General features: G+C 50.4%; 16 protein-coding genes. 3 read left to right on the forward strand and 13 right to left on the reverse strand.

All coding sequences use genetic code 11. The annotated features are described in order from the left end of the window. Nucleotides 1-9: 9 nt before the first annotated feature. The 11 genes from PVA01S_RS10690 to PVA01S_RS10735 all read right to left on the reverse strand — a co-directional run bounded on the left by PVA01S_RS10690 (nucleotide 10) and on the right by PVA01S_RS10735 (nucleotide 12,051). The gene (locus PVA01S_RS10690; protein ID WP_127607463.1) at nucleotides 10-933 is read right to left on the reverse strand and encodes a S66 peptidase family protein; all 924 of its coding nucleotides are present in this window, start codon (nucleotides 931-933) and stop codon (nucleotides 10-12) included. A gap of 115 nt (nucleotides 934-1,048) precedes the next feature. After that, nucleotides 1,049-2,137, reverse strand: coding sequence for a GerAB/ArcD/ProY family transporter (locus tag PVA01S_RS10695; RefSeq protein WP_164751794.1), 1,089 nt, complete (start codon nucleotides 2,135-2,137; stop codon nucleotides 1,049-1,051). Nucleotides 2,138-2,151: 14 nt separating this feature from the next. Beyond that, nucleotides 2,152-2,370, reverse strand: a complete 219-nt coding sequence (locus PVA01S_RS26585) for a hypothetical protein (protein WP_164751795.1) — start codon at nucleotides 2,368-2,370, stop codon at nucleotides 2,152-2,154. Then, the gene (locus PVA01S_RS10700) at nucleotides 2,367-3,575 is read right to left on the reverse strand and encodes a Ger(x)C family spore germination protein (RefSeq protein ID WP_127607467.1); all 1,209 of its coding nucleotides are present in this window, start codon (nucleotides 3,573-3,575) and stop codon (nucleotides 2,367-2,369) included. Before PVA01S_RS10700 ends, PVA01S_RS26585 begins: the two co-directional genes overlap by 4 nt. Beyond that, on the reverse strand, nucleotides 3,575-5,149 hold the full coding sequence (locus PVA01S_RS10705; RefSeq protein ID WP_127607469.1) for a spore germination protein: 1,575 nt from the start codon (nucleotides 5,147-5,149) through the stop codon (nucleotides 3,575-3,577). The genes PVA01S_RS10700 and PVA01S_RS10705 overlap by 1 nt, the downstream gene beginning before the upstream one ends. 147 nt (nucleotides 5,150-5,296) lie before the next feature. Further along, nucleotides 5,297-6,136: a sugar phosphate isomerase/epimerase family protein gene (locus tag PVA01S_RS10710; protein WP_127607471.1), complete on the reverse strand. Its 840-nt coding sequence runs from the start codon at nucleotides 6,134-6,136 to the stop codon at nucleotides 5,297-5,299. Nucleotides 6,137-6,165: 29 nt separating this feature from the next. Next, nucleotides 6,166-7,206 (reverse strand): zinc-dependent alcohol dehydrogenase family protein, encoded by a 1,041-nt coding sequence (locus PVA01S_RS10715; RefSeq protein ID WP_230875906.1) that lies wholly within the window; start codon nucleotides 7,204-7,206, stop codon nucleotides 6,166-6,168. A 27-nt stretch (nucleotides 7,207-7,233) separates the two neighbouring features. Next, nucleotides 7,234-8,085, reverse strand: a complete 852-nt coding sequence (locus tag PVA01S_RS10720) for a carbohydrate ABC transporter permease (protein WP_127607472.1) — start codon at nucleotides 8,083-8,085, stop codon at nucleotides 7,234-7,236. A 51-nt stretch (nucleotides 8,086-8,136) separates the two neighbouring features. Further along, complete coding sequence (locus tag PVA01S_RS10725; RefSeq protein ID WP_127607474.1) at nucleotides 8,137-9,018, reverse strand: carbohydrate ABC transporter permease; 882 nt, start codon at nucleotides 9,016-9,018, stop codon at nucleotides 8,137-8,139. 63 nt (nucleotides 9,019-9,081) lie between these two features. Next, nucleotides 9,082-10,515 (reverse strand): ABC transporter substrate-binding protein, encoded by a 1,434-nt coding sequence (locus tag PVA01S_RS10730; RefSeq protein WP_127607476.1) that lies wholly within the window; start codon nucleotides 10,513-10,515, stop codon nucleotides 9,082-9,084. 117 nt (nucleotides 10,516-10,632) lie between these two features. Further along, a complete protein-coding gene (locus PVA01S_RS10735; protein WP_127607478.1) occupies nucleotides 10,633-12,051 on the reverse strand; it encodes a response regulator transcription factor in 1,419 nt (472 codons plus the stop codon). An 81-nt stretch (nucleotides 12,052-12,132) separates the two neighbouring features. On the opposite strand from PVA01S_RS10735, the gene PVA01S_RS10740 reads away from it, so the two are divergent. The 3 genes from PVA01S_RS10740 to PVA01S_RS10750 all read left to right on the forward strand — a co-directional run bounded on the left by PVA01S_RS10740 (nucleotide 12,133) and on the right by PVA01S_RS10750 (nucleotide 15,840). Beyond that, complete coding sequence (locus tag PVA01S_RS10740) at nucleotides 12,133-13,953, forward strand: cache domain-containing sensor histidine kinase (RefSeq protein ID WP_127607480.1); 1,821 nt, start codon at nucleotides 12,133-12,135, stop codon at nucleotides 13,951-13,953. 119 nt (nucleotides 13,954-14,072) lie between these two features. Further along, the gene (gene pdxR, locus PVA01S_RS10745; protein WP_127607482.1) at nucleotides 14,073-15,509 is read left to right on the forward strand and encodes a MocR-like pyridoxine biosynthesis transcription factor PdxR; all 1,437 of its coding nucleotides are present in this window, start codon (nucleotides 14,073-14,075) and stop codon (nucleotides 15,507-15,509) included. Between the two features lie 112 nt (nucleotides 15,510-15,621). After that, a complete protein-coding gene (locus PVA01S_RS10750) occupies nucleotides 15,622-15,840 on the forward strand; it encodes a hypothetical protein (protein ID WP_127607484.1) in 219 nt (72 codons plus the stop codon). A gap of 14 nt (nucleotides 15,841-15,854) precedes the next feature. Here PVA01S_RS10750 and PVA01S_RS10755 read toward each other — a convergent pair whose 3' ends face one another. Together PVA01S_RS10755 and PVA01S_RS10760 are read right to left on the reverse strand one after the other, a co-directional pair. Then, nucleotides 15,855-16,055 (reverse strand): twin-arginine translocase subunit TatC, encoded by a 201-nt coding sequence (locus PVA01S_RS10755; protein ID WP_127607486.1) that lies wholly within the window; start codon nucleotides 16,053-16,055, stop codon nucleotides 15,855-15,857. 283 nt (nucleotides 16,056-16,338) lie between these two features. After that, nucleotides 16,339-17,190: an NAD(P)-dependent oxidoreductase gene (locus tag PVA01S_RS10760; RefSeq protein WP_127607488.1), complete on the reverse strand. Its 852-nt coding sequence runs from the start codon at nucleotides 17,188-17,190 to the stop codon at nucleotides 16,339-16,341. Nucleotides 17,191-17,333 lie beyond the last annotated feature (143 nt).

A 17,333-nucleotide genomic window follows, 5' to 3' on the forward strand; every position in this document is an offset into this window, starting at 1 on the left:
TCTTGAATCTCAGACGCTCACCACGCTTTCGACAACCGTCAGCGTAGATTGGGTCGCGTTCAAATTAACCCTAGCGCCGATCGGAATAGCCGCCTTGTAGATCCCGTGTCCGGACGCCAAATTCGTCAGCAGCGGTTTGCCGAGCGGCACAAGCACCTCATTGATCAAATCGTCGTATGTTTTTCCGTAGGCCACCTGGCAGCCCGTGCATTCACCCATGACGATCCCGATGCAATCCCTCAATTTTCCAGCCAACTTCAACCGGTTGATCATGCGGTATACTTTGTTGATCGGCTCGTGCGTATCTTCCAGCAGCAAAATTTTCCCTCTCGTGTCAATTTCAAAGGGCGTTCCGAGCGTATCCGAGAACGAGGTCAGATTGCCGCCCACGATCGGACCCGTGACGTTGCCGCCCACCCTGCCGATGAGCGGAAAGCCCGGCGGGTTCAAGATAGGCCTTGTTGCGACCGGAGTAGAAGTTGCCTGAAAAAATTGATTGAAACTATAAGCGGGTTCGGAAGTAGTGAAATTGATGAGGAGCAAGCTGTGGAAGGTTATCAGATTGGCGAACTGGTACAGGACGTTAAGCAAAACGGTAATATCGCTGTAGCCCGAAACGATTTTCGGATTGCGGGCAATGACAGGATAATCGAGAAACGGCAAAATACCGGCTACGCCTACGCCTCCTCGCGTAGGGAGAATCATGTTGACGTTCGGATTCTCGATCATGCTCATGAAATCGGCTGCGCGTTGTTGATCCGTGCCGGCGAGATATCCGTCTGCGGCATAGACGTATCTTCCTAAGACAACTTGAAAACCAAGGGCTTGCAATGTCATCACTCGGTTGTTGATGATTTCCGGGCTGAGGGGGCTTCCCAATGCGACAATGCCTATGGTGTCCCCCTGCTGCAAAATCGGCGGTTTAATCGCCATAACTTCCCACCCCTCCACTAGGCATTTGTACCAGCATATGTACGTGGAGCCGGAAAGGTGCGGGATGAATGCGATATGCCGTCCGGTAACGAAACGGCCCAGCCTGGGCCCAGGCTCATTTTAACGTTGGAGCGTTTTTTTTAATGACCGATATGATCCAATAGAGGAGCGGCAAACATTCCATGACCAGCGCGAAAGTCGGCCAAGCGTGCAGCAGAAATTGATTGAGCTCGATCGAATTGTCCACGATATGCATGGAAAGTCCCAGCATAATCGCGCCGAACGAGAAAGTAAGCGGCCTCGTATCTTTAAGCCTGAATAGCTGGGCCGTGATGAATACCGGAATATAAAGCAGAATACTAATTTTAACAAATAAGCTGGACAACCAAATGGCAACCACAATAGGGTCCAAATTTTCCAGGAAGCCGCCGATTCGGATAAAACGGATCATTTCCAGCACCGGGTAGGTCAATTGCGCCGACACGTGCGGCCCAAACAACAGCAGACATAACAGGAAACTCATCTCGATAAAGTAAATGCTCGCAGCCGACGACCACAATAAGGAACGAAACGTCTTCCCGGAATTATGAATATAGGGGAAAATGAAAAGAATCAGCATCATTTCTCCGAACCAGGGGATGAACGGATACGTATCGCTAAATAGACGGCCCGGATTCAAATGCGTAAAGAGCGCAATCGTGCGGTTAAAATTCAAGTCTTTGCCATACATAAAAGGGATGAACGAGGCCGTGCCGAAAATGACGAAAAAAAAGCCGGAGGCACAACGAAAAATCGCTTCGATCCCCGCCCTTACGGCGATTGAAACGACAAAAGCGAACAAGCTGGCGACCATCCACGACGGTGTCGTCGGCAAATACACCTGGATAAGGAAATCCGTGATCTCCCGCAGCACCAGGCCGGCAAGATGAATAAAAAAGAAACCAAATCCGATCATCAGAATGATATGAAGCCAGCGGCCCACCAGATCCTTGCCGTAGTGAACCAGAAACTCGCTCGGTCTGCGCTTGGCAAGCGCAAAGGAAATATAAGTAATAAGCAGCCCTCCGGCAAAGGCAGTCAAGATGACCAACCAGCCCTGATAATCCGCCGTCGGGAAAATCAGACCCATTAAAAATCCCGTAGCCGTCGAAAAATGGAACAGGACGAACATTAAACCTAGCTGAAGCTGGGTGACCCGCTGCATGAACAGCCGCCTCCTTAGTTTCGAACGATGTGTGCTATAGGGCCAAACATCCATTCAATCAGTTGATTAGGACTTGGGAGGCCCTCGACGGTATAAACCGCGAATAAATACCCATAAGCGACAAGCAGCCAGCCGCCTACAATCCAGTAGGTTCTTTTTTGCCGTTGGCGGGCTTTTAGAAAATGCCACTCATAGTACGCTATCCCAAGAAAAATGACGGTCATGACAATCATCGCGATCCACCCTGTTGACGCTGCATCTGACGCACGATTGGATTTTTTTCAACGCCCGTTCTTTTCACGCTTACTTGGGTAACCACGCTAAATTCGCAGTTTTTATACGTGCTGCGCCAATGGTCCTGATGCTCGTACCATACTTTAGGATACCGCCATTCGATATATCTGCCGAATGCGAACACATCGATCCCCATTTGCTGCGTTTTTTGAATGGCACTCATAATTCTTCCCTTCAATTGCTGCGACAGCAAATTTTCGATCTTGCTGATTTGCTCCGGATCGTTCAAATCAATATCCGATTCCGATGACATGACGTCGTCTTCCGCTTCAATCCGGATATCAAATCGGATACGGTCTCCCGAGACAACGGGTTTTATTTGGGATTTCGAGTTCAAGATGAGAAAACTAATCGTTTTTCCATCGGTCGGCGACTTCAACGAAATGACGGAGCTTTTCATTTTTCCATCAATCCAGAGCGCCGCTCTCATCTCCTGAACATTGAAGGTTCCGACCATTTTTCCGTTTTTAAAGAGGGCGGCGCCATCCGTGCCTACCCATGTGCTTAACTTCCCCTTCTCGCTTACCATCTTCACTTTGCCAATCGTTAGCAGCGCGGCAGCCGCATCCCCTCCTCTTGCGGCCGCTTCTAACAAGTCTTTGACACTCGTATCCAAAGTGACTTTTCGTTCGGCAAATTCACGCAGCACCTCGGAAGGAAGCCGCTCAAACACAGGGGTTAACTCGGTGATGTCTTTTCCTTTCCCGGGGGCGACCAAGAAGTAGCTTTTCGTGTGAAAGTTCGGTTCACGGGTCACGAATTCCAGGATCGGATCGACGCCGGACTCCGCCATTTTGGTACCGACGATAATGATCCGGCAGTGTCCCCATGATATTTCCCGGGATAGATCCGAGCGGATTTTCCGGATGGCCTCGGGGATGCTGCCGGCTCTCTTGCTCACAATCGCATAAGGATTTCCGTCGCTGGCCCCTCCCGAAGGCATACTGCCCCCGGACGACAACCGGTTCGACAGGGGAAAGCCTAAGGATACTTCATAGCCGCTCTCCTCGGAAACGTCAACATACATACCGCTCACAAAGGCTCTATCGTTGATTTCGACCCTGGACCAGCATCCGGTTATCCAGAGCAAACAGGCGGCTGGCAGGAGCAAACGCGCGGCTTTCATTGTCACATGCAGGAACATCAGTCACCATCATCCTGAGCTAGTATTGGTCTTCCGCGATACGTCATCCGTTCATCGCTTTTCGTTCCGTACAGCAGCGGTCTTTTCTTCATCAGCCACCAGGGAGCCCGAATCAGTACGTCCTTCCAATCGCTAAACACGATAGGCGCAGTAGGTGAAAGATAGGGTGTGCCGAAGGACCGGAGCGATACCAGGTGAATATAAATCAGCAGAATACTGATGATCACACCGTATAAACCGAAGCTCGCGGCAAGGATCATGACCGGGAAGCGCAGGAGACGAAAGGTCAGCCCGAGATCGAAATGCGGTATGATGAAAGAGGCTATGCCCGTAATGGACACGACAATAACCATCGGAGCGGAAACGATGCCTGCCTGAACGGCCGCCTGCCCGATCACCAAAGCTCCGATAATGGAAACGGTTTGTCCGATCGGCTTCGGAATCCGGAGTCCGGCTTCCCTGAGGCCTTCGAACGTAATTTCCATAATGAACGCCTCGACGATAGCGGGAAAAGGAACATTCTCGCGGGCCGCAGCCACCGTGACCAATAAATTCGGAGGCAGCATCTCCGGATGGAACGTCGTTACCGCGATATAAACCGAGGGCAGCAGAAATGAAACCAGCAAAAAGATGAAACGAATCCACCGGATCCACGTGGCGGCAATGAATCGTTGATAGTAATCCTCGGCCGACTGAAGCAGCATGTACAAGGTGACCGGGACAATAATCGGAATCGGCGTTCCGTCCACCATTATCGCCACTCGCCCTTCCAGCAGGGCTGCGCTTAGCGTGTCCGGCCGTTCCGTATATTGCACCTGAGGAAACGGGGAGAACGGGTTGTCCTCAATAAATTCCCCAATATAGCTGCTGCCCAGCACGCTGTCTATGTCAATTCGGGACAATCGTTCCTTTACTTCATCGACAAGCGTTTGCTTGCATAAACCCTCCACGTAACAGATGACGACAGCGGTTCTCGTATACTTGCCAAACTCGCAATGCTCCGTTTTTAGAGCCGGATGTTTGATTCTTCTGCGGATCATCGTGATGTTGGTCGCTATATCTTCGACAAAAGCCTCTTTAGGTCCGCGGATGACGTTCTCATTTTCCGCCTGTTGAATGGACCTGATCTCAACGGACTTCATCGGAAACAAGACGAGCTGCGGCTCGCTGTCCATCAGACAAACAATCGTACCTTCAAACAAAGCATACAAAGCCTTGTTTAACTCCGTGCTTGTTTCCAGATACGAGACGGGAAGCCGCTTCAGCTCCACAATTTGATGCAGCAGCTCTTGGGCCGATTGCCCCGTCAATTCAAACTGAAGCGGTGACAGGACTTGCTCCTGCAGCAGCTTCTGATCGATCAGTCCCTCGATATAAATCAATGCGAAAGGGATGTTTCCCGGCAATTGAACCTCATGAAACTTAACGTCTGAACATTTGTTTAACTGCTGCCGAAACCAGCCCAGTCTCGCCGCAAAATCATTCCCTACAGGCGGTTCTGAAGAAACCTGTTGCGGCAAAGCGCCGCTAATTTTGCCTTTTCGCTGCTTGGTAAGCCATTTAAATAAAAACATTAAACACCTCTATAGGTATTTTCTGTATATCATGTCATCAAATATCGTCATTTATGCAAACGAATGCGTAAAGGGCTGTCCCTCCGTAGTCTGAACTACGCTTGGGACAGCCCTATGAACGGTAACCTGTCGAAACTTCAATTAGCTTCAGTTAAGCTCGGTCATCTTCTTCCTTACATATTCAATCGAGGTCGCGGCATACCAATCGGGGTCGGCTGCCCGCGTATGAAATCCGACTTCCATTGACAAATAGCCCTGATAATCGATTTCTTTAAGCGCACGCAGCACGGCGTCAAAATTGCAGCTCCCTTGTCCGGGCGGCAGACGGTCGGCATCGGAAATATGAATGTGGTGGAGCTTATCCTTCATGCGGTACACATAATCGCTCGGCACTTCATTACGGTAGATCGCATGATACGTATCAAACATCACCTTCACGTTGTCTTCCCCGGATTGCTCCGCCAGCTGCAGCGCGTCGTCGGCCGTTTCGATCAAGTTGCTGTCCGCCGAAGTAGGCTCTACCACCATCGTTATCCCGAGTTCTTTCGCATATTTGGCGCAATCCGTCAAGCCTTCCAGACTATAATTCCAAGCATCCTTCTGCGGCGTTCCGAAAACAGCCCAGCCCGCTACCCAAATCACGGTCGGGCATTCCCATTCGTGGGCAAGGCGGATCACATCCTTGTAATGCCTGACGGTAAACGCCCTCTCCTCCGCCGTAGGCGAGCTCGGGTTCATCCCCGGACCGCCGCCAGGCGCAGGCAGCATGGCAGAAACGTTCAAGCTATGCGATTTCAACAGCGCCTTAACCTCGCTTCTCCGTTCCTTGGATAAATAATCGGGCCAAGCATGCGGACTGGCGCAGCCGATTTCAATGCCGTCATATCCCATACCGGATAATCGCTTCACGACCTCCTCGAGCGGATACGACGGAAGCCAACTCGGAAAAGAACTGTACACCCACGTATTAAACGATATGCCTTTCATTGCCTGCACCTCCAAGAGTAATCGGAATATTACCAAACAAAGACGGCTTTTTCCGTTTTTCTTTCATCAAACATTTGAAATGCCAGCTCCGCTTGTTCCAGCGGGAATTTATGGGTAACTAATTTTTCGACATCAACGTTCTTTCTGACGATGAACTCGCAAATTTCTTCAAATTCCTGGATCGGGAAATACCACGAGCCCATCACCGTAATTTGCTTGCGAATCAACTGCTCGCTTGGCCGGATGGTGGATTCCCGGCATTCGCCTACGAACGCAACCCGTCCATGAGGTCTCACGCAATCCAAGGCTTGATTCTCGGCGATGGTGCTGCCCGAGCAATCGATAGCGGCATCGGCTCCCCGATTCCCGGTCAATTCCCGGATTCTGCTTACGACATCCTCGGTTTTCCCGTTAATCGTAAAGTCGGCCCCCAATTCCTCTTTAGCCAGCTTCAATCGCTCCTCGATCATATCGACGGCGATCACCGTCGCTCCCAGCGCCTTGGCGACCAGAATGCCCGCCCCGCCCATCGGTCCCAATCCGAATACGACCAGCGTGTCTTTGCCTGATATGTGAAGGCGCTTCTGCGCATGATAGAGCGTTCCGACCGCATCGGTAGATACCGCAGCCGCCACGTAACTCATGGAATCAGGAATTTTCATGCAATTTTTCTCAGGCACCACCATGTACTCGGCATCGCCGCCGTGAACATCGAAACCGACGCATTTCCATGAGGTGCAGAACATCATGTACCCGCTCTTGCAATGCACGCACTCTCCGCAGCCCAGCGCAAGGTAAACGGCAACGCGATCCCCTTCGCGAATCGAAGCGACGCCCTCTCCGGTCTGAACGACCAGACCCGCCGGCTCATGTCCCGGAATGATGGTTCTCGTCGCCGCCGCATCTCCCCCTACCACGGGATTGCCGTAATAGATGCTCATATCGCTGCGACAAATGGCGGAGGCTTTCATCTGGATCAAGACTTCATTCGGACCCGGTATCGGCACGGGAAACTCCTGGATTTGAACTTGCTTCTGGCCTGGGAATACGACACCCTTCATCGTGTTCATCCTATAATCCTCCATTCGAAAAAATAATTATTTAACAGAGCCCATCGTCAATCCTTTGATCATGTGATTTCTCACCAGAATGGCGAAGATGAGCACAGGGGTTGTCATAATGGTGGAGGCTGCCGTCAGCTCGCCCCATTTTACGCCGTACATCGTAATGAACTGATTCGCGATAACCGGCGCGGTCACCACATCGTTCCTGGACAGCACCAGGGCAAACATAAATTCATTCCAGCTGAACATCAGACAGATGATCGCGGTTGCCGCTAAGCCCGGAGCGATCAAAGGCAGAATAATCTTGTAAAAGGCCGTCATTCTCGAGCATCCGTCCACCGTCGCGGCTTCTTCCAAATCGATGGGGATATCGTCGAAAAAGCCTTTGAGCATCCAAACGACGAACGATAAATTAAAAGCGGTGTAAGGAATGATCAAAGCGGCATACGTATCGATCAGATCGAGCCAGCTCATCATCATAAAAACCGGAACAAGTGTGGCGGCCGGAGGAAACATCCGGGTCGACAAAATCCAAATCGCGATGTCCTTCCCTCGCTTCAGCCTGAAACGGGATAAAGAGTAAGAGGCGAGCGCGCCGAATGCGACGGAAAGAACCGTGGACACGATGGAAACGAATGCGCTGTTCCACAGCAAACTTGTAAACTCGCTTGAAGACCCTTTATTCGCGAACAGGGCGGTGTAGTTTTCAAAGGTTGGGACAAACACCCAGATGGGCGGCAGCGCCTGTGCATCCCACGACGTTTTGAGCGAAGTGAGCACCATCCATAACACAGGAAAGATGGAAATCACGAGAATGACGTACGTTAACAGATCGAGAAACCGGTTCAGGACCAACCGTTTCGAATTAGAAGGTGATATTCCCATATGTTTCAACCCCAGTACGTAAATGTTCGGTAATCAATCTTGATCCTCAGCTCATTTCGAAGTTTCTCTATAAAGAAAACGGATAAATTGCGACGTAATAACGATAACAAGAATCAGGAATAACCAGGAGATCGCAGAGGCATAACCCGTTTCCCAAAATTTAAATGCCACCCGGTACACGCGCAAGCTCAGCAGCTCCGTGCTTAAACCGGGGCCTCCGTTCGTAAGCGTCCAAACGACATCGAACGATTTAAAAGCATCGATCATCCGAATCAAGAGAACGACTAAAATAACCGGTCTTAGCTGCGGCAAAGTAACATGCCAAAACAATTGCAGCGGCGAGGCGCCGTCCATCCAAGCGGCTTCCACAGGATCATCGGGCAAGGACTGCAAGCCCGCCAATAAGGAAAGCACCATGAAGGGCGTCCATTGCCAGATGTCGACCAAGACGACAACGGGCATCGCCAGCGCATGGTCGCCGAGCCAATTGGGACCGGTGATCCCGAACCAGGCGGATAAATAATAATTGAAGATCCCGAAATCGGTGTTGAACAACCACCTCCACATCAATCCCACCGCGACCGGCGTAGCCATCATAGGCAGCAGCAGCAGCATGCGGATCACAGAGATGCCTTTCATCTTCCGATTCATAAGTAAAGCGATCAGAATACCAAGAATAAATTCAAAAAAAACGGCACAGCCCACATAAATGACCGTATTTAGAAAAGAAATTTGGACATCCTTATCCGTTAAGGCCCGAACGAAATTGTCCAATCCGACAAAGCTCCAACGTTCCGGCTCCGTCGCTTTGTAATTGGTCAGACTGGTGAGCAAAGAAAAAATAAAGGGAACGATGGTCATCGAGATGAGAACGAGCATCGTCGGCACAAATAATAAATACTTCAACCTGCCCGATTCCTGATTTTTAATCATGGGGTTCACTCCGTTTAATGCAGGCGCTTGAGCATGAGCTTTCAAGCGCCTGCCTTATTTAGCTCAATATCCCGCTTGCTTCATCAGCGTTTCAACTTGCTTGGCGCCTTCATTCAGCGCGGTCTTCGCGTCTTTCTTGCCCGATAAATAATCGTTCACGACGATTTGAACCGCTTCGGACACTTGATCGTAATTCGTAATCCGCGGTCTGCCTACGCCTACGCTTAAGGAGGACCCGAGAACCTGATAATATTCCTTCAATAAGGGATCGGATAACGATTTGGCTGCATCGTAAGCGGATTTACGAGTCACATGCTGATTAAATTTCAAATATCCTTTTTGCACTTCAGGGCTTGTCAAATATTCGGCGAGCTCATAAGACGCTTGTTTGTTTTTGGAGTATTTGCTGATTCCGACGCCCCAAGAGCCAAAGTGCGGGCCTCTTACCACGTTGCCGCCGTTGTCCACGCCCGGGAACACGAAGTAACCGGTTTCGCCGCCCTTGACCTTCGGATCGAGCTTCATATCGTGGTAGTTCATCCCCATGGCAACCTGTCCGGAACCGAACACCGTAGCGACTTCGTCCCATGTGTAGGTGAGCACGCCGGGAGGCGTTACTTTATGCTGATTGATCCAGCTTCCGTAGGTTTCGAGTGCTTTCACGCCTTTTTCGTCATTAAAGACGGGCTTCAGGTTCGCATCAAAGATGCTTCCGCCGAAATCGCTCAGGAACGACTTGAAATCCACAAAATTCGCTTCGTGCTTTTTCCCCATCAACGTCGTCCCGTACAAATCGATTTTTCCGTCGTTATTCGTGTCCCGTGTGAAAAATTTGGCGATGTCCAGGTACTCGTCCAGCGTTTGCGGAACCGCAAGCTCCCGGTTATACTGCTTTTTGAATGCTTCCATGTTTTTCGGATCTTTGAAGAGATCTTTACGATAGCTTACCGTCAGCACGTTCGATTGGATCGGAAGGCTCCAAATATCGAATCCCGATGAGACGATTTGATCCAGATTGATCTCGTTCATCTGAGGCGGATTCAGCTGAGGGGCATCTTTCTTAAACACGGAGGTATCCATGAACGCCTTGGCAATAAAATCGTTCAGCTGCAAGCTTTCCGGCTTTGCCGCTTTAATATAAGTCGTCATCGGCTCCAAATGCTGAATAATTTTAGGAACCCACGGCGTATCGATGGCAATCAGATCGTAATGGTCGCTTTTTTGAGCCAGCTCGGAGAATACTTTTTCCTGCAGATTGTTATACGGGAACGTATTGACCTCGATCTTGATTCCCGTCTGCTGTTCGTATTTTTTGGCCGCATCGATGATGGCTTCAGACCCGGCTTCAACGGTAGCGTACAGCACTTTAAGCGCTTTCGGTTTTTCATTGGCGGATGTGTTCGTTTCCTGAGCCGTTGGGGAATCATTTTTCGAGCATCCTGTGATAAGAACAAGTGCCGAAAGTGAAACAAGCATCAAATGTTTTACTTTTTTCATGAACCCTTACCCCTTTTTTTTGAATAGTTAGCGACGCCTTTTATTCAATTATAGGGAGATCGATTTATCGAAAACAGGAGAATAATTTAGCGCAAAGGGGCGAACTTTTTAGCCTCCTCAGGAATCCGCCTCATCGCCCGCAGCTCCGATGCCGTTGCGCCTGCGATATTCGGACGGCGTACAGCCGAATTCTTTCTTGAACAAGGTCCGGAAATACCGGTAATCGACATATCCGACTTCTTCGGAAATTTCATTGATCTTTTTGTCGGTTTTGAGCAATAGGGATTGGGCATGCTGCAGCCGGCTTCGTACCAGGTACCGGACGAAATTCATACCGGTCTGCTGCTTGAATATACGGCTTAACGTAACCGGATGCACCCCAACGACGTCGGCGATGGACTCCAGACTCAAGTTCGGGTCTCTTGACGTATCTACCATATGCAGCGCTTGGTCAAACCAGCTTAACCCGGATTGATGCTCCAGATGCATCAGCGCGCGAACGCCATCCAAAACAAACTTCCGGATCCTGCTTTTCAGCTCGTCCCACGTTTTGTGTTTGGCTACCCATTGTGACCAATAGTGCAGCTTCTCGTCTTCAATCACGATCATATCGCTCTTGCTGAGACCTTCGTCGAGCAGCGCCATCAGATTAACGCATTCTTTCTTGAGCTGATTTAAATCCAAATCAAGCAATGTATTCAGCCAAGCCTCCAGCGCCGTTTCTAAATTCGGGTAATGGCCTTCCTTGGCAAACGATAATATTTTTTGCCGGAGCCCGGCAGCTTGTTTGCCCGCATCCTTCCGGTCCTTTCTCCGGCTCTCCGGCGACGGCTGCGAAGCACCAAAAAACCTGCGGCTTTCCCAGGCTTCGATGGCGTTTTGCACGACCGGCAAAAAGTCGCGCTTGGCTTGAAACCGGTGCTCTCCCGGAACGGAGGAAGCGCTCACGACGATTCCGCCGTAATCGTGATTGACGGAAAAGGCGATCAGGATACGCTCCGGCGATCGTTCCCAGCGCTTTAACAGCTCCCCGGTATCCCCGAGATGAATGTCCTTGGCCTCCCGTTCGTCAAACCATAGGCTCGTGTTCAAGCAGCGCAAATCATGAATAAAGAGATAAAGGCTGGATAAGTGACCCAGGTATAGGTCAAACTCCTTCAGAAACGCCGCTTCCATCTCCTGCTTCACCTTGGTCACGACATCGCGGAGCTGGTCGCGGTCCGCCGGCTTCAGCAAATAATCCGTAGCCCCCAGCTGAAGCGCCCTCCGGGCATAGTCAAAATCGTCATATCCCGATAAAATAACTACTCGAATGTGCGCTTTCTCTTGTTTCAACGCACGCAAAATGTCCAAACCGTCCATCTCCGGCATCCGAATATCCAAAAAGACGAGATCCGGTTGTACGACAAGAATTTGTTCCAACGCTTGCCGCCCGAACTCTACGTCAAAGATTTGAGCAGCCGGGTAAACCGTTTTCAACTTATGTATGATGCTTAATCGCACTTCCTTCTCATCATCGGCCACGCAGATCTTCATACCGGCTCATCTCCTTGCAAGGAATCACAACATTCACGCAGAATAATAGTATAACGAATCGTTTCAAAGGGGAAGATGACCATGCCGCCGTTTTTCCAGTCCCTTAAACATAAGGTGGACCATCTATCGCTGAAATACAAACTTTTTTTACTGTTAGTGGCGTTATCCGTTATCCCGATTATTCTGGTCAGCTACAGCTCCCAATACTTCATGTTTCGTTCCAGCACCAAATATTCGGCGTCTATCTCTTCCCAGTACGTGGAGTTTGTGTCCAAGGATATTACGAACTATTTGCAGGATCTGAACCAATCGTTCGATACGCTGTTTACGAATTTCCAATTTCAAAAATTTTTGACGACGCCGGATGACGATCTGGCTGCTCAAGCCAACCTCATCATCGACTTTCGGCCGATTCTGAAAAACTCCCTGCAATTTCGCAATGAAATTGTCGGCGTTCTATATCTCGATCAGCTTGGCAAAGTCTACTTCGATTCTTATCAAAAAGCTCTGAACTACAGGTACTCCTTCCGGGACGACCCGATCTACGGCACGGTTTTCAGCACGACCAAGCCGGAGCTTACCCTGCCTCATGCCATGGATTATATTCTTCTCGGCACGCACGAGAACGTCTTTTCTTTTGTCAGACCGATCATCAACCTGAATACGGGGGATATTCGATCCTGGTTCATCGTGGAGCTCAGGGAAGACAAAATCAAAAGCATGCTGACCGATGCCAGCCCCGAACAGGAAGGACAGCTTCTGTTGTATCACGCCGGGAGCAGTACGCCCGTTTCCAACACCCCCATTGATGCAGCCTTGCTTCAAGACTTCCGTAAGGCGCTGGGGAAGGACGCGCGGACAAGCAAAGAATTTCTGTTCACCTCGGACGGTGTGACGTATGAAGCGACCTATGCGAACATTCCCTACGGGGATTGGAAGCTGGTATGGATGGCTCCGTTAAGCGGGATCACCAAAGGCGTCCAGCAATCGTTTGTTCTGACGTTAATCATTGCTTTCGTCAGTCTCGCGATTGCGATCGTGATCGCGTTTCCTGTCATGAATATGGTGCTTTGGCCTTTATACAAGCTCAAGCAAGGGATGCAGAGTTTGGGACGGGGAACGTATGTCCCGATCAAGATGCAGACCGTTAACGACGAGATCGGTTTTTTGGTGAGAAGCTATAACCGCATGCTGGATGAATTGCAGCAGATGGAGCAGGAGGTGTTTCAGTCCAAATTAAAGGAAAAGGAACGGGAACTCCTGCAGCTTCAAGCCCAAATTAACCCTCACTTTCTATTCAATACACTCGAAACGATCGAATCCTACGCAGTCCGAAATCATGGCGACGCGGTCGGCGAGATGGTTCAATCCGTTTCCAAGATGATGAGGTTTTCCGTACGAAACGATGGCGGCTGGGCTCCCTTGAAAGAAGAGATGGCCTATATCCGAAATTTTATGAGAATTCATTACTATCGCAACGGGCTGGACGTCAATGCACATTTCGAGCTGGACCCGGAAGCCTTGGAAATCCCCATTATGAAGCTAAGCATACAGCCCTTCGTCGAAAACGCTATCAAATACGGGTGGAGCCCTTCCATGAACGCGGAAGAGTTCTTATTGACCGTGGAGGCGAAGATGGAGAAGGAACATCTGCGTATTTCGATCCGCAACACGGGCGCGGGCATACCTGCGGATATCATGTCCAAGCTATCGGAGCTTATGGCCTCCAAAGGGGAACGGATCGATCCTTATTTCCAAAGGCATACGGGCATTTATAATGTTTATCGCCGTTTCCTGCTGGCTTACGGGGACTCGATCCCCTTTCATATCGAATCCACCCCGGGGCAGGGAACGCTGGTTGAGATTGCGGTTCCATGCAACACGCCTCGAACCGGAAAATAGAAGTCTTTGTGACAGAACGGCCAAATCATTGAAGCCCGCTTCATATGGATCATATAATAGGGAGAGGTTGCCCGGCGAGGCAATCCTGATAAATTTCGCATAAATGGGTGATACTAACATTGTGGAAGCCTGACCGTAGGAGCAAAAAACCTCTCTACCAGCAAATTGCCGATGATATGGAACGAAGAATCCTATACGGCGAATACCCGCCGGGGAGCTTTCTTCCGTCAGAGCGAAAGCTTGCGGAGCAAATAGAAGTAAACAGAAGCACTGTCGTACAGGCGTACGAAGAGCTGCGTGCCAAAGGGATTGTCGAGAGCAGTTCGGGAAGCGGCACCAGGGTGAGCAAGCGGCTGTTGGGGGTAACGCCGAGTTTAACCCCGAATTGGAGAGCGTACGCCCGGGGCGGGACGTTCGCGCCCAACCTGCCTATGATTCGTCGGATCCGGGAAGTTTTGCGGGAGCGGGGATCGATCATCGACTTTGCAAGCGGAGAGCTGTCGCCCGATTTATATCCCAATCAGGCCATCCAGCAGCTGTTAAGAGAAGCTCCGTTCGAGGCGTCATTAGGCTACGACGACCCTCAAGGCTTTCTCCCGTTGCGGGAAACGCTGGTCTCTTTTCTTGACAAACAATTGAATATTCGTACCACAGAGTCTTCGATTCTGATTACTTCCGGATCGCAGCAGTCCCTTTATTTGATTACACAGTGTTTATTAGCCCCTGGTGACGCTGTCGCGATCGAGGATCCTTCTTACAGCTATTCCCTTCCGATGTTTCAATCCGCGGGACTCCGGCTGTTCCGTTTACCTGTGCATGAGAACGGGATTGATCCTGAGGAAATCGAAAGTCTGTTCCGGCAGCATCGTATCCGCATGATCTTTCTGAATCCGAATTATCAGAACCCGACCGGCAGCATTCTGGCCGCCTCCAAACGTCCGCGATTATTGAAGCTCGCCGCAGAGCTCGGCATTCCTATCGTGGAGGACGACCCGTTCAGCTTGACATCATTCGATAACCGTCCGCCGGCTAATTTGAAATCCATCGATGCGCATGGTTCCGTGCTGTATGTCGGATCTCTTTCCAAAATTGCCGCATCCGGACTTCGAGTCGGTTGGCTGATCGCGCCGCAAACCGTCGTCAAGCGTCTGGCCGATGCAAGACAGCAGATGGACTTCGGACTTAGCGTCGTTCCGCAATGGCTGGCCAATGAGTTTCTAAGATCGGGTCTATTCGACCGGCACATCCGGTTCTTGCGGGATGCGTTATCCCGGAAGCAGCTGCACCTGATGACGGCCCTGAACCGAATGCTAGCCGGCAAGTTTAGCTGTATCCCGGCTCAAGGCGGTTTGAATTCATGGCTGAAACTCAATCAGCCTGTCGATGATTCCAAGCTTCTGGAAGAGTCCTTGAAAAGAGGCGTCGTGTTCATGCCGGGAACGGTATTCGGTTCTGAACCGGGATACGTTCGATTCAGCTTTGCAAGGCCTGCCGATCATGAATTGGAGTCCGGCATTCAGAAATTCGCCCAAGCATTGCATGCGCTGAACGATTAAGGGGAACCGGCTGGATTGGATGGGTTAAAAGACGACAAAATGGATGGTTACTTGCCGACAAAATGTTGATATATTGTCTACTTGAAGAAGATCATCAGATGAGGTGACCCTAATGCCGCTGATTGCTTACTATATTATTTTTGCTACGATCATGTTGGTTGCTGTAATCTCAACCATTCTCGTCGGCATTTCCAAAAAAAACAAAGAGGGCAACCCCCAATACGATACCAAAACGAAAGGCAACTGGTCCCGACTATCCTGGATCTACATTTTTTTTATCGTCTTAGGTTACGTTGCCTTGATTCTGTATATCGTTAACACAAATTCGTAATAAGGCGCTGCACCTCAGGTACCGCCGTACTCCGCTTCCCAGGCGCGGTCAACTTCTAACTGCCCCCGGTATCCCCAGCCGGATAAGAATACGCTGATTTCGTAAAGCAGCAGCAGCGGAATCGCGACCAGAATGTCGGAAATAAAGTCCGGGGGCGTGACCACGGTTGCCGTGACAATGAGCACAAAGTAGGCGAGTTTGCGGATTTTCCTTATACTTGATGCAGAAGCACCGGAAGGGTCATGATGAAGGCGATCATTTTAAGCTTTTACAATATTGCGGGGAAGCACAACGTTTTTGGGATTCCCGTCCACAAACGCCTGTATATTGTCAACGGCCAAATCCAAAAGACGGCTGCGCGCTTCCTTGGTAGCCCTAGGCAATATGAGGCGTGATGATACAATTTTTGGCCTGCAGCAGCGGATTCGGATCCTCAGCGTATAGCCATCCAACACACACATGTTCACGGATTTCCGCTCCATTCATCCTATTTCATTTCTATTTGCGGATAAGCTTGCTTACCGCAGCGAAATCCTGGTCTCCGTCCGTTAAAGCCGCCATTTCGTAGAGCTGGTAAGCCAGGGTGGAAATCGGCAATGAGATTCCTTCGCCTTCCTTGATCGCAATACCGACGTCTTTTTTCATTAGATTTAACCGAAATCCCGGTTCAAACTGGCCGTCCGCCACGGCTTTCAGTTTGTTGGCAAAAATCCAGGAGCCGCCGGAGCTCTTTCCGACAACCTCGTTCAGCATATTCAAATCCACTTCCAAACTTTCGGCAATTGCAAGCGCTTCCGAAGAAGCAAGCATATGAACAGCCGCCAGCAGTTGATTGATGGCTTTAACCGCTTTTCCCGCACCGTAAGAGCCGACGAGGAAAAAGCTTTTGCCCATCGCTTCCATGACCGGCTTCGCTTCCTCGACATCTTCTTGCTTGCCGCCGATCATGAGGGTAAGCGTCCCTTGCTCGGCGCCGGTCGTCCCTCCGCTGACCGGAGCATCCAGAACGCGAATTCCTTTGTCCATATAGGCTTTTGCAACTTTTTTCATCATTTGGGGAGAGCCGGATGTCATTTCCAGCAGCAAAGCTCCGGGCTTCGCCGATTCAAGAACCGATTCCTCCAGCAAAACGGATTCCATTTCTTTATCTGAAGGCAGTATACTGATGATCATATCGCAAGCTTGAACGGCATCCGCCGCATGCTCATGCACCGTCGCGCCCATACCGGCAAGCTCCTCCACCGGCAGCGGGTTTCTATGCTTGATAATATGCAGGCCGTGTTCAGCCTTAATCAGACGTTTGGCCATCGGCAGCCCCATAGCGCCTAACCCGATAAAAGCGATTTCCATTCGTATCTCCTCCTACAGAACGGTGTGATCGAGTTCCCAACCCAATTGCTCATACAGTTTTCGGCGTTCGAAAATCGTGCTGCACCGTGCCTTAATGATGCATCATGTTCCCATCCATCCCGTCGCGAGCATCTGCCACCCGC

Source organism: Paenibacillus validus NBRC 15382, from assembly GCF_004000985.1.
GTDB classification, from domain to species: Bacteria; Bacillota; Bacilli; order Paenibacillales; family NBRC-103111; genus Paenibacillus_G; species Paenibacillus_G validus.

What these genes read in the sequence shown, in the direction of transcription:
- PVA01S_RS10690 (WP_127607463.1), bottom strand. Translation starts at nt 933, where the DNA reads ATGGCGATTAAACCGCCGATTTTGCAGCAGGGGGACACCATAGGCATT.
- PVA01S_RS10695 (WP_164751794.1), bottom strand. Translation starts at nt 2,137, where the DNA reads ATGCAGCGGGTCACCCAGCTTCAGCTAGGTTTAATGTTCGTCCTGTTC.
- PVA01S_RS26585 (WP_164751795.1), bottom strand. Translation starts at nt 2,370, where the DNA reads ATGATTGTCATGACCGTCATTTTTCTTGGGATAGCGTACTATGAGTGG.
- PVA01S_RS10700 (WP_127607467.1), bottom strand. Translation starts at nt 3,575, where the DNA reads ATGTTCCTGCATGTGACAATGAAAGCCGCGCGTTTGCTCCTGCCAGCC.
- PVA01S_RS10705 (WP_127607469.1), bottom strand. Translation starts at nt 5,149, where the DNA reads ATGTTTTTATTTAAATGGCTTACCAAGCAGCGAAAAGGCAAAATTAGC.
- PVA01S_RS10710 (WP_127607471.1), bottom strand. Translation starts at nt 6,136, where the DNA reads ATGAAAGGCATATCGTTTAATACGTGGGTGTACAGTTCTTTTCCGAGT.
- PVA01S_RS10715 (WP_230875906.1), bottom strand. Translation starts at nt 7,206, where the DNA reads ATGAACACGATGAAGGGTGTCGTATTCCCAGGCCAGAAGCAAGTTCAA.
- PVA01S_RS10720 (WP_127607472.1), bottom strand. Translation starts at nt 8,085, where the DNA reads ATGGGAATATCACCTTCTAATTCGAAACGGTTGGTCCTGAACCGGTTT.
- PVA01S_RS10725 (WP_127607474.1), bottom strand. Translation starts at nt 9,018, where the DNA reads ATGATTAAAAATCAGGAATCGGGCAGGTTGAAGTATTTATTATTTGTG.
- PVA01S_RS10730 (WP_127607476.1), bottom strand. Translation starts at nt 10,515, where the DNA reads ATGAAAAAAGTAAAACATTTGATGCTTGTTTCACTTTCGGCACTTGTT.
- PVA01S_RS10735 (WP_127607478.1), bottom strand. Translation starts at nt 12,051, where the DNA reads ATGAAGATCTGCGTGGCCGATGATGAGAAGGAAGTGCGATTAAGCATC.
- PVA01S_RS10740 (WP_127607480.1), top strand. Translation starts at nt 12,133, where the DNA reads ATGCCGCCGTTTTTCCAGTCCCTTAAACATAAGGTGGACCATCTATCG.
- PVA01S_RS10750 (WP_127607484.1), top strand. Translation starts at nt 15,622, where the DNA reads ATGCCGCTGATTGCTTACTATATTATTTTTGCTACGATCATGTTGGTT.
- PVA01S_RS10760 (WP_127607488.1), bottom strand. Translation starts at nt 17,190, where the DNA reads ATGGAAATCGCTTTTATCGGGTTAGGCGCTATGGGGCTGCCGATGGCC.